Origin of the sequence: Methanococcoides sp. (assembly GCF_030594565.1) — an archaeon.
Classification (GTDB): Archaea; Halobacteriota; Methanosarcinia; order Methanosarcinales; family Methanosarcinaceae; genus Methanococcoides; species Methanococcoides seepicolus.
The window spans coordinates 24821-38348 of the sequence record NZ_JAUVEY010000004.1; the positions used below are offsets into that span (position 1 = coordinate 24821).

Below are 13528 nucleotides of genomic sequence, written 5' to 3' on the forward strand. Positions count from 1 at the left end.
GCTGCTCTTTTCCAAAAAGTACATCAATAATTGATCTTCCACTCCATTTTCTGCTAAGTGTATACCGCATAGGAGGAATGCATTTTCAAAAACCCGATTTGCATCTTCATATTTATATATTAACATATCAGGATCAGATCACTATCTTAGATCAAAAATAAGTTCATTTTAACCTCGTGTGGGTAATTTCCAGATCCTACAACAAATATTTCCAGTTTTGGATCTCTCTGTACAATCCTTTATTGATGTGGTCATTTTGACCATTCGATTGCGATTTGGATAAGTTCTTTGAATTCCATGAAGCTTTGAAGATAGATGCAAATAAATTAATTTACCTCCTCAATGTTGAGGATATCCAACATTCTTTATTGGAGCTTGGTCTTACATCCACCAAGACCTCAGTAGATCGATCAGGAATAGATATCAAGGGAATAAATTGAGTGCAATTAATGCCTGATCTTCATCACATGGGATTACTGAATCTCCACGCATTATACAGGTCAATGACCTTATCGATAGAAACATTTGCTCCTGTAAGAGGCGCAGGAGTAGTGGATCTCCAGCAATTGTATGCATCGATTACCTCTCCTATTGTAATATAACTGCCATCAGGATAGCCTGCTGAATCCGGATCATTCCATGGATTCCAGTCGTTCACAAGTAGAGAACTATCCCCGCTAACATTGTATATGTATGGGATAGGTGGATCTGTTTTCAGGGCCGATATAACACCATCAAAGTGAAGGCTACCGGAAACATTGGAATCCAGGTTTACCTCATAGATTATCATCTCACTTGATCCGGCAGGAAATAGCGAACTGTTCAGATACCAGCAGTTATCCGTAATATCGTACACAAAACTGCTATTTTGAATAGGTACAATACTACATCCTTCCGGAACATTCTCACAAAGAGTAACATCGGTAAGATCGCTGCCACCTGCATATATTGAAACTGCAACAACGATAGTATCACCCGGGTCAGCATATTCCTCCGAAATGTTCCGGGAAGCTGTAATGGCTTCGCTGATCTCCACGTAACCAACTTTTGTTTCTGTCTTGCTGATCTGCCCATCACTTGTTGTCAAAGAAACGGTATAATTACCAGCTTTGTCGTAGGTATGAATGGGATCTTGTAAGCAAGACGTACCTCCATCACCAAAATTCCAGTTCCATAAATTTGCTTCGTAAGACATATCCGTGAATTTGACCGCAAGAGGTGCATCACCTTTAGTAACGTTAGCGTTGAAATCGACAGAATACACATTAATGTATCCATTTTTCACGGTAATATGATGCCCAAAATCATTACTACCATTTAGTGTAACTTCATAAGTACCAGGCAAGTTATATGTATGAACGGGATTTTCTTCAAAAGATCTTGTCCCATCACCAAAATCCCATTCCCACGAATCTATCCCAAAAGACTCATCATTGAATCTGATTGTAAGAGAATCATAACCAGAGGTTACATTTGCAGAAAAATCAACAGAATAACAGGTGATAAGATCTGCTTTAGTTTCAGTATCACTGCCATAGTTGCTACTTGCATACAATGAAACAGTATAGACTCCGGGATCATCATATGTGTGGACAGGGTTTTGTAATGAAGACACACCCCCATCACCAAGATCCCATTTCCATTCATCTGCATCAGTAGAAAGATCCGTGAACTGTAAACTTAATGGTATAAAACCTTCTGTCATATTAGAGGTAAAATCGGCTTCCGGAGGATATGCAACATGAATAGTATAATCTCCATTCGTATCCACTGGATCAACGCCCTCAGCCGAAACACGGCCACATATAATGTAAGTCCCGGTTGCAGAATCTGGAGGAACTGTCACTTTGTATGTAACACTTTTACTCTCTCCTTCGAATAAATTAGCGAACCACATCCATTCAGCATCAAGACTCTTGAAAAGATGGGCATCATCCTCTATGCGATGCACAGTCCAGCCCAATGGCACATCTTCGTTCAGGACAGGGGCTGTAATGGACTGGTCTGCTGTCAGTGTTACAAAAACTGTACAATTATCACCAGGGGTCAAAAAAGCATCGTCAATCGATCTTACTGATGAAATTGGATTTGTGTCGCTCACATATTCAGCAGTAACGCAATGGACTCCGCTGAATAAAACAAGCAGGGCACTACAAATTAATAGGGCGCTGAATATGTGACGTACATCCATATTTCTTCCTCAAAATCACTGTTACATGGGTTCGCTAAATCTCCAGGCATTGTACATATCGATCACATTACCGATCGTAACATATGCTTCAGTGACAGGTGCTTTTTCGGTGTGCCGCCAGCAGTTGTACGCATCAATGACCTCACCTATCGTTATGTACCTGCCGTCGGCCTCTCCAGAGGCATTCGTTCCGTCTGAACCCGGTTTATTCCACGGGTTCCAGTCCACGTTAATGTAAGCAATATGCGTATCATCCCCATATGCATTGCTAGCTGTAAGGGTTACAGTATAATCCCCCGATTCATTGTATGTATGAGTCGGATTTGGTCCATTGTAATCAACAACCCCATCGCCATCAACGTCCCATTCAAGGTAAGTAGCATTTACAGAACTATCCGTGAATTCCACGGATAAAGGTGGATCTCCTGAAGTGATATTAACAGTGAAATTTGCAAATACATATCTTGGTTCAATGCTTTGTTCAGTGGCCAGTCCAAACAGGTAACCTCCATCATTACCATAGTATAACCAGCCATCAGATATTGCTACCCCTTGCAAAGTATATTGGTTTTTTTCAGAAGGGGGCTGGTAGTACCAGACGTCTTCAGGTTGGGTGTTACCCGGGTAGTCTCTTAGACAGTAAACTCTTGAATTGGATCCTGTGTTTGTAGTGAAATATATGTATACTTCGCCATCTCCATTGTCATATGCACTAGTTATCACAGGAGATGCTTTTACACCACTATTTGGAGTATACTCCCATATTTTGCTAAGGTCTGACTCTCTGAAACAATACAGTTTACCATTTCCTAATCCGCCTTCTCCTACGTACAACCTTCCATTATAGAATGTCGGGGTGGATGTGCTTTCGAGAATACTGGCAGAGTATTTTTCTGATCTGTTGAAGGTGCCGTCTGCATTGAAACCAAGAGCAAACAAATACCCTTCAGTGCCTTTCTTGGAAGTGAAATATAGTCTGTTATTATCCTCATTATACGATACTGACGATTTGATCCCTCCGATATCCGATATACCGAATTCGGTTCCCACATCGATTTCATCCCTTATGGTTTTGTTATTTTTATAGACTGAAGTCAAAAGCCCTGCTGAATCACCAAAGACCAGATACTCCCCTATCACAGTTGCTCCTGCCCAATAATAACCACCATCCGTATTGGAATCTCTCTCCCATAATTTTGTACCGTTGTCATAATAGCAATAATATTTTCCATTCACTCCGTTAAAATCATTACAATCCCCAAAAAAGATCTTATGTTCATCATAAGTTATTGGGGTGTAGAGCCAGTCCCCGGCTAAAACGCTCCATTTAATGTTTCCATCGGTGTCAACTGCATATATCTTTCCGTTATTACCAGGTATGAACAATGTATTATTTCCGTAAGCTGGCGAACCTAGTTGATAACCACTCGGATCAATAAAAACAGTCCATTTTTCAAGACCAGTTGTCTTGTTGATTGCTGAAACCTGCCCCTTGGTAGTGGCATATATTGTGTCACCTACTATAAGTGGTGGGCAGCTAATACTTCCTGGACCAACCCCTCCAGGGAACATATAATCCCATGAAAGACCTGGGTCAGGAGATGTTATGGGAGCCTTGTCCGGGGTTATCCCTTTATTGTAAACATCAAACTGGAATTGGGTCCAGTCCGATGCAGATACACCACACGGGAAGATCATCAGTACGACAAAAGCAATCATCCCTAAATTTTTAAATTGTTTCAACGTCACCACTAACACCTTTTCCGAATATAGTACTGAAATTAGATAGTTTTCTAAAAGAAATGGTTCCTATATTATATAAAGTTAGTTTCTAAGATTCTATATATTATCAAAAAAGAACACAAAACTTGTCATTTCGTTTTGCTGAATATATTAAAAAATTCATATATAAATGTTAAACACTGATTGTGAAATATGATACAACCATATTGTTATCCTCAGATCATCACATCGCAGTGGTAAATCTCCAGGCATTATACATATCTATAACATTGCCAATAGAGACCGATGCTCCTGTTTTTGGAGTAGTATTGGTTAACCGCCAGCAATTGTATGCATCGATAACCTCACCTATGGTGATGTAGCTACCATCCGGTTCGCCAGCAGAACTTATGTCGTTCCAGGGATTTGGATCAAGAGGTAAATAATCTCCACCATTAACGATCTGCCCGGAACAATTGTAAGGCAGGCTACCGCCATACTCATAGTCGTGCCAGAAGTTACCTCCTATGACTACATCCTGAACAATATTCATTCCCAACATTTCAGTATGGTTCCATACATTGTATCCGTCGTCAAGAGCATTATTCTCGTTATTAAAATAGTTGTCATAGATCTGGTTATCATCGGATCGATTTAGGTTCACTCCATAGTAATTTGAAGTTATAATATTGTTGTACAGAGTATTATTGCCCGAATTTACAAATCGAATTCCTGCATCGTTTAAAGTAACTGTATTATTTGTCATCAGGTTATAGCACGAAGAGTTCAAAATGATCCCACAGTATGAGAAAGCAGAAATTGTGTTATTGGCAAGGGTATTATTATTGGAAGTATTTGTTACACAAATGCCTGAATCCCCATGAGATATAATTCTGTTCAGGACCACATTATTGCTGCTGGAATTGCTGAGCAATATTCCATAAGTCATATTTCCTATCTCATTTTCTGCGATGTTACAACCCATGACATTGTCCAGACTCACACCAGCATTTGAATTGCAAACATTGTCCGTTATAGAAAATCCTCTTATGGTCACATTATTTGCTTTCACAGAAAACACAGGTTCATTCGCCACTTCTGGCATCACAAAGGTATCCGAAATGTTCTCAGATCCTGCTATTATTTTCAACTCCCGGTCAATAATTACATTTTCCGTGTAAGTGCCAGGTCTGACAATGATAGTGCTACCATTTGTAACGTTGTTCACAGCATCCTGAATAGTAGGAAATGTATCGGGAATGTAAATTGCCAAAGCTTCAAAAGCATTGACCTTTCCATATCCATACGTTTCATCCCATCCCTCTGCGCCCAGATCTTCAGCTGTATCTGTCAGGTGCACTCTCATATCATTGTTTGACATGTCTGGATATCTGGAAAGTACAAGTGCTGCAATTCCTGCAACATGTGGTGCTGCCATCGAAGTGCCCCATTTGTTCTCGTATGAATTATTCAAAACTGTTGATAGTATGTTTTCCCCTGGAGCTACAAGTTCCTGCTCATACCCGAAATTGCTAAAGCTGCTCAATTCATTGGATGGACCAATAGAGCCTACTGCAATAACTGGATCAAATGCAGCCGGATATGATATCGAATCATGAGTATTTCCTGAGGCTGCAACAATAATACATCCTTTGCTCCATGCATAATTGCAGGCATCTTCAACAGCTGCTGAACTCTCTGTAGATGCAAGGCTAAGGGATATGATATTAGCACCCATGTCAGCAGCATGGATTATTCCACTAGCAAGGGATGATGAATAGCCTGCCCCGCTTTCATTAAGCACTTTTTCAGCCATAAGGCTCGACTGTGAAATACCTGCAATTCCAATCCCGTTTCCCATCGTTGAAGCAGCTATTCCAGCACAATGCGATCCATGCCCATGGTCATCCATAGGATCCGGATCATCATTGACCCAGTCATAACCACCATCTACATAATTGCTCAGGTCTGGATGATTGTAGTCTATCCCTGTATCTATTATCGCAATTTTGATGTCCTTGCTCCCGGTTTCAAATTCCCATGCAGCAGACACACCGGTATTCTGGAGACTCCATTGTTGTGCAAAAAGAGGATCATTGGGGACGATACCTTGAACTTCAAGAGCATATATGGGATAATCTGGTTCCACAAACAAAATGTTTGCATGCTGTTCAAGCTCCTGTATAGTACTTTCATAATTGTCTGTTCCAACTACTATGATCCGGGTATTCTCTACCTGTTGAGATTCCTTTGTATCGGCAGCATAACAGAATAAATTTCCATTAATGGTGTTGGTTTTCTCTTTAAAACCGATTATCACTCTGTCCGTTTGGAGATCAGTGATAACTTTGTTCCCATCAGCAGACATATTATTTTGTATTGCTGATACAGATCCTGTCCCTGCAAGTGTTATCAGAAGGATCACTAGAACCAAAGACATTTTTGCTTTTTTGTTATTCAACGCATACCCTCATCAATAGCTAGCGGTAAAATGGTAACGGATTTTTTATATTTTGACAAAGTTCTTTAAAAAATTAAATTTCAGTTATTGATCAAGCTAATTATGGATATCCCGCATAACTTGATCAACAAACTGATATCAAGTACTCTCACATTGGATCGGTAAACCTCCAGGCATTGTACACATCGATCACATCACCAATCGTAATCTTTGCTTCAGTGATAGGTGCTGGTTCGTTGTACCGCCAGCAGTTATACGCATCGATGACCTCCCCTATTGCTATATACCTGCCATCGGGTGATCCTGCTGAATTTGGATCATTCCATGGGTTCCAGTCATCGTCGCATCCAGAATACGGCCAATACTCGATATTATCACTTACAGCATCTCCTAATCCATTCGGATTGGTTTGCGCATTATATGGACCGCTTACATCGCCCCACCAGTTGTAAGTGGCATTGACTTCCGCCAGTGCATGGTTCACCACGCCGCCGTATGCAGAACCGTCTGTCTCGCTATAGGTCTGCACGTTACCGGTAATATTTGCGCTGGTGATCAACACATTTACCGGACCTGCATTATTCTTGCCGGGTTCACCGATACGTATTCCTCTTTCGTTACCGGAGTAATTACCTCCGAAGATGAGCACACCATCAAGAATTGCATTGTTCGGAGATACGTAACTTCCGTCATCACGTGCTTTGATCATCATTCCTGCGCCTTCTTTGTAACCCAGGCCATTGTTAATGACAGTCATATTATTGAATGTCAGGTTCGCGTAATTACCTGCCTTCAGGTTGATGTCAAATCCACCGTTCCATATCTGGTTCCAGAAATCACTCTTCCCGTTATTGTCAACCACAACACGGTTGAAAGTTGCATCAGACAATTTCTCCACGTAAATACCCTTGTAATCGTTTCCACTGAAACTGGTGTCATCCACGTTTACGAACTGCACAATACTGGTTTCAGTAATGTCAACGGTCTTGGCAAAGTACCAGCCGTAATCACAGTCATCAAATGCTGAATCCTTAACAGCAAAGTTGCAGAGGCTTGCATCGGTTGCAACTTTCAGTCCGACCTCATTTTCAATTGTATGCGTAGGAGCTCCGATAACATGGACATTATCAAACTCAACATAAGAGATACTATCGCCGTTGCCTACCTCGAAACCATAAATTCCATCCGGTAAGACCCTGATGTCCTTTATCAGTACAGGATTAACTTCAGAATCTCCTGAAGCTGATAGTTTGATAATCCTTTCGTTGGTATCCTTCTGCAATATGGAATCCACCAGAGGATCGTTACCACTGCCACTGCCTATCAGTGATATCTTCTTGTTAATATCGATATTCTCAGTATAGGTCCCAGGCTCAAGATAAATGGTCTCACCGGGGTTCGCAGCATCTATAGCTGCCTGAATGCTTCCTGCAGGGTTGACGTAATAGGTCATTGGAGTAACGCTGGTTTCTGCTCCGAGCCATGGAGAATAGATTGCATTGTCCGTGACATTATCCCCGGTTCCGGCAGCGTTCGTGCTATTCTGGTAAGGTCCAGTAGCATCGCCCCACCAGTTAAGAGCCGCATTTACCTCTGTTATGTTGGTACCAACATACAGTCCGGTATCACCACTACCAGCAATATTGTTGTAATGGATCTCTATATTAGTAGGGGACGGAATTACAGCACCCGAGTATACATACACATCAATACTGTCATAAATATTGTTGATGAAATTATTGTATTCGACATCAACACTGTCCACTTCATTGGCAATATCAAGCCCATATTCATTATTCTCTACCAGATTGTTAATTACTATTATATCAGAACACGCACCTGCCCAGGTAGGACCATATTTCGCCTCTGGGAAATCAGTGACACTGATAGCAACCTCGTTATCATGAACATGGTTATCATCAACCGTCACATTGCTGGTATCCACGACCATGATCGCAGTTCCGGCCCAATCTGTACCAGGCCATCCGCAGTGTGATACATTGTTTCCCTGAATGAGACCGCTTGCTCCGTAGCCCATTTGGATACCGTTTGGTGCCCATGTAATAGCATCGCCATCATATGGTCCGATCAACGTATTGCCTATAACTTCATTATCACCGGAATAGAATCCAATACCGCCACGGGCAAATTGGTCTATCGTATTATCCTCGACAGTGATGCTCATTGAGCCGTAACCAAGTATTCCGAATGTTTCCTTGCCGTCGACCAGTATGTTCACAAATGTGTTATCGTGGATAGAGGCAAGCACTTCACTGTTGTCCCGGTTCACATTCCTGCATAACAGGCTGGACCATCTCTCATTAGGAGTGTAGTTGTTGGCATCAATAGTGAATCCAGACATTTCCACAGTAATAATATCGGTTCCGGATAGCGTATCATTCATATCAGAGTACGTACCTCCGAATAACCCGACCGCATACTCATATTTCTTTGATGACTCAGCTAATGTTATATTTTCAGGCATTGTCGGGCACTTGATCGTTGCACCATAAGGCGCATCAAGTTTGAGGCTCTTATTTACAGTGACACTTTCCTCATATGTTCCAGGCTCAACTATGACAACTCCGGATTCACTTACAGTATCGACTGCTGTCTGGATGCTGAGCCCTTCTGACACATGATATTCTCCGCTTGCGATCTCCATGGCTGCTGCACCCGGAAGTTCGCTAAGCTGTACGAAAGTGACAACGTCTGTCATTAACTTCTGGTGAAATTCGTGATTTGGCATTATTGTTAATGATTTCACAATATAGTTGAACTTAGGAGGATATTGCATATCGGTTATTGGATATGGCACACCGCCGCTTGAATTCCCTACCTCCGTATAGAATGGATTCACCTCTCCAAGATTCATACTGCCAGTGAATACCACATTATCGGTTCCGCCCGGGTAAAAGTTACCCATTGTGTAGACTGCAATGCCACCCCATGCATTTCCGCTGGTAGTTATATCCCTTACATCGATGTTCTGTGAGTCAGTGATGGAAAGCCCGTTACCATAGAACGTACCGGTTATTTTTACATTATTGACCGTAGAGTCCGTAACGCCATTGAGGTCAATGCCCGTCCTGCCGCAGTTCTGTGCAGTTACATCTTCTATCAGCACATTACTGACGCCGGATGGCTTGATACCATAGCTTGTAGAATTGTTGAGTGTAAAGTATCTTAGGGTCACATTGTCTGCTGTGACATATATGCCATAGCCATCAATTCCGGCACAATCAATGATCACACCAGATCTGGAATCGCCTTCAACTACAAGTGATTTTGTTATATGCAGAGTCTCGGTATAGATCCCATCATATAAGTGAATCGTATCTCCTTCATCTGCGACGGCCAAAGCATCATTAATTGAAGGGTATACGTTTATGGTACTTGCTATATTCGTACCGGATTCATCGTTATCGACATAAAGTGTAGCACCATCAGCTACACTAATTAGCATTATTAATCCTATTATGAGTAAAAAACCCATTTTTCTGATTTTCATTTCTATCGTTCCACCATCTAAATCTAATACATTACAAAATCAATACAATAAATCCCACGCAACTGTTATAATATATTGACAATTGGCAGAATTAATTTCAAGTGAAATATTACCTAAATACGATATAAATGTTTTCATTTAAGATTATATCTTGTCGTTGAAGGTTAAGATGCCAAAAATAGTAAAAACATGGATTGATTCAATGTATGATCAACATGTAAGAAAAATGCTCACAGAATACACATAGCAAAGATGATTTCTGCGATTCACATATTAAGTAATTCTCTTCCTTATCGATTATTTCAGCAGGAAGTTCATGCTACATATCGCCCTCATATCTGAACAGGGCAATTGATGAAACATCAATTTCATTTTTTCCAGCCGAATTAGCTTACCATGAAGCCGATAATCGGATTGATTATTTTGGTGAGGTCCAATACCTCCTATGTACCAATCCGGATGTTCTGGTGTCTGTACACTTTCACAACTCTGAAATATCCACGGTTTCAAAACGGGTTCTGTAGAAATCCTCTAATAAACTAAACACGCGATTGCCATCCCGACAAAGTTGTGTATCAATACCCTGAACTTCACTTATTTGACTTGATTTTGTAGTTCCTTTCACAAACACCCTATCCCTATTTCCTTTTCAGGATCATCATTGTCCATATCATAGCATTTTGATCTTCGATCATGACGGCAGTGCAGCAGTGTCTCTGCATGCTTAGTAATAGGCAGTTTTTCTGAATATCTTAAAATCACTTATGATGAATTTAGTGACATCTACTGAGATACGTGTCTTAAAAAAACAAATTTATACCCTTGTGTTTTTTTTGGGGCCTGTACCGGTAGTTCGGTATTATTAAATTTATAGGTGATTGGTTGAATTTAGAAAAAGATAATTTCTACAAAGCGCCATATTTCTTTATAAATTGCATTGGCTGGTTCTCATGCTGAAGTATTTGTAGGGCACCTTCAAGTCCTTTTTGATGGTTTTTATTTGCAAGGAATGTGTATAATTTTATAATTTTATCGTGATCTATCACTAACTAATTTCAAAAGCTTATACATATATGTATACTTAGATAGTATAATAAATTTAAAACTTTTAACTATTAGAATAAAGCTCATATATATGTGCTTATGTTCTAGTATCTCTTACTTAAAATGATTTTGCAGGTGTGAATAATGCTAAAAAAAGTTATGATCGGTATACTGGTACTATTAATGCTGGCTCAGGTCAGTTCGGCAACTGGTGTCGGCGTATCTCCAGGAAGGTTAAATTTCACAGTCCAGGTCGGAAGTTCAGATATCCAATCCTTGTTTGTAAAGAATACAGGTGAATCAAGTTCCAATTATCTTGTTTATGTGGATGATGCGTATACTGAATGGTTCCTTATATCTAATGATAATTTCATTTTGGAAGCAGGTGAGGTAAAAGAGGTCTTTCTGGAACTAAAACCTCCTGTTTCCGGTACAGGCGAGCACAACTTTAAGGCTTATGTGTTATCAACGTCTCCTGAAGGTGATCTGGGGGTAGGAAGTGGTATTAAGATCCCTATTAATGCAAAGGTCTCTAATATCTTCATAAAGGAAGCATTTCTTTCCTTGATACTAATCGCAGGTAGTGTTACTTACGTACTGTACCGTAGACGAAGCAACGTAAATAAATAAAGGGAATTTCTGCCAATATTAGTAATATGGCTAATGTAAATTATCCAGATGGATACGTTTAAATCATATGATATCTGTATGTTTTTTTACTTATATTATTAGCTTTATTAAATAATTCACAATATCAATTGTAGTATAAATTGGATGGTGGAAGATAAGATAAATCGTGCATGTATTTGCGAGTAATGGCAAGTTCGACAGAAAAGAAATGATACGTATCAACTTTCCGACAAAGTGAAAGTCCATCTATGGTAAATCCCAGAATAGGGATTGGATTGCCTTTCGTATTTGGTCTCGAAATTTAGAATCAGATCCAATCGTTTGTCCAGCTTTGAATTCCTTAGTTTGCAAAGCATGTTCGTACATCTGTTTCTCGATCTGCTCCATAACTTATGGATCAATTTGATTGAATGAGATGAACTTTAGCTAAAAGATAATACTTTGTAGTTATCGGTTTGAATAATCCTGTATTTTCAAGGAACTGGAAATACCTGATGATTATCACTTAATGATTTCAAAAGAAAAAGGCGAAAAAAATGAAAATGGACAATTTGAGAAAGTACAGTGTTTTTCTTGGTTTGCTAGTTATAGCGTTATCATTGATGTCTGCTCCGGTATTAGCCGGAGAGGGAATTACTGGTAGTAGGGATATTTCAAAAGATACCGTTAACGCAGGTGACACTTTCAGTGTAACGATTGTCTTATCTTCTACGGGGTCCTACGCGGCACCAACTATTAATGAAAACCTTCCTGCTGCCTGGACTGTAAGTACGGTTCAGGGCGAGGGGGCTGTTTTCAAGGAATCAAATTTCGAATGGATGTGGTTTGGTTTTATAAATCCGGGAGAATCCAAGACCTTGGTATATGAAGTGAGGGTTCCATCAAATGAAAAAGAAGGCAGTTATAATATTGATGGCGAAGTATCAGTTTCTGAAACGGTGATAAACGAAAATGGTGATGAAGAACCACATAGTATTTTAGTTCCGATTTCAGGTGACAACACGATCAATGTAGCAGGATCTTCATCTTCTGAAAGTACTAATGATCCCAAAGATCCTTCTTCAACAGAAACATCCACATCTTCGATTGAAACAATTTCTGAAGGTGCTCTTGAAGTGAGTGAAGAAGAAAATGATGCAGATCCTATTATTGAAAATGAATCTGCAGAAGAGGTTGCAACTGATGAAGGTTCTTCGACTGATGTGCAATATCAGGATTCTGAGCCTAAAACTCCTGGTTTTGAACTTATATTTGCGGTTATAGGATTATTGATGTCCGTATATTTGTCTAAGAGGTACTAACAAGATCAGAATAAGATATAGGTGAAAAAGGTGGTGCGATAATGAACAAAAGAAAAATAATGATGCTATTGATGGCATGTTTCATGCTTATTTCTGTTTCCTCGCCTGCAATGGCAGCAGGGGGGCTAAGTGCAGTCAGGTCATTTTCGACCTCACTGGTCTCTCCAGGTGATACATTCAGAGTATCTGTAGAATTGAATGCATATTCATATGTGGCGGCTCCGGCAATTGATGAAGAACTACCTCCGGCATGGACAGTAACTGTGGTGGACAAGGATGGTTCAACTTATAAATCATCAACTAAAGAATGGTTCTTCTTGGATTATCTGAATTCAGGAGGTCACAAAACGATCATCTATGATGTAACAGTTCCCTCAAATACACCGGAAGGGACCTATACAATATCAGGTACTTATTCCGCAAATGATATTCCCTCTTCAAAAATTTCAGGCGATGAGGACATTGTTGTTTCTTCCACTCCAAGTGATCCGGTAGTTGTGCCAGAAGCGGATTTCTCTGCAAACGTCGTTTCCGGAACATTTCCGTTGACCGTTCAGTTTACAGATATTTCAACCGGTGCTCCTACTGAATGGGCATGGGATTTTAACAATGATAGTATCATCGATTCAACTGAACAAAATCCTGAACATATATTCACTTCAGCAGGC

The 13528-nt window shown here is 40.2% G+C and carries 6 protein-coding genes and 1 pseudogene; 3 read left to right on the top strand and 4 right to left on the bottom strand.

From position 1 onward, the window contains the following. Positions 1-463: 463 nt before the first annotated feature. The 4 genes from QAS77_RS00895 to QAS77_RS00910 all read right to left on the bottom strand — a co-directional run bounded on the left by QAS77_RS00895 (position 464) and on the right by QAS77_RS00910 (position 9885). The gene (locus tag QAS77_RS00895) at positions 464-2191 is read right to left on the bottom strand and encodes a PKD domain-containing protein (protein ID WP_305063815.1); all 1728 of its coding nucleotides are present in this window, start codon (positions 2189-2191) and stop codon (positions 464-466) included. Positions 2192-2212: 21 nt separating this feature from the next. Further along, complete coding sequence (locus tag QAS77_RS00900) at positions 2213-3934, bottom strand: outer membrane protein assembly factor BamB family protein (RefSeq protein WP_305063817.1); 1722 nt, start codon at positions 3932-3934, stop codon at positions 2213-2215. 223 nt (positions 3935-4157) lie between these two features. Beyond that, positions 4158-6374, bottom strand: a complete 2217-nt coding sequence (locus tag QAS77_RS00905; RefSeq protein WP_305063819.1) for a S8 family serine peptidase — start codon at positions 6372-6374, stop codon at positions 4158-4160. Between the two features lie 148 nt (positions 6375-6522). Then, positions 6523-9885 carry a right-handed parallel beta-helix repeat-containing protein gene (locus QAS77_RS00910; protein WP_305063821.1) on the bottom strand — a complete coding sequence of 1121 codons (3363 nt, stop codon included), beginning with the start codon at positions 9883-9885 and terminating at the stop codon, positions 6523-6525. A 1188-nt stretch (positions 9886-11073) separates the two neighbouring features. On the opposite strand from QAS77_RS00910, the gene QAS77_RS00915 reads away from it, so the two are divergent. From QAS77_RS00915 to QAS77_RS00925, 3 genes and pseudogenes are all read left to right on the top strand, one after another. Further along, positions 11074-11559, top strand: coding sequence for a COG1470 family protein (locus QAS77_RS00915; protein ID WP_305063823.1), 486 nt, complete (start codon positions 11074-11076; stop codon positions 11557-11559). A 536-nt stretch (positions 11560-12095) separates the two neighbouring features. Then, positions 12096-12860, top strand: a complete 765-nt coding sequence (locus QAS77_RS00920; RefSeq protein ID WP_305063825.1) for a PGF-CTERM sorting domain-containing protein — start codon at positions 12096-12098, stop codon at positions 12858-12860. A gap of 41 nt (positions 12861-12901) precedes the next feature. Beyond that, positions 12902-13528 (top strand): annotated as a pseudogene (locus QAS77_RS00925) (PKD domain-containing protein); the annotation flags it as partial.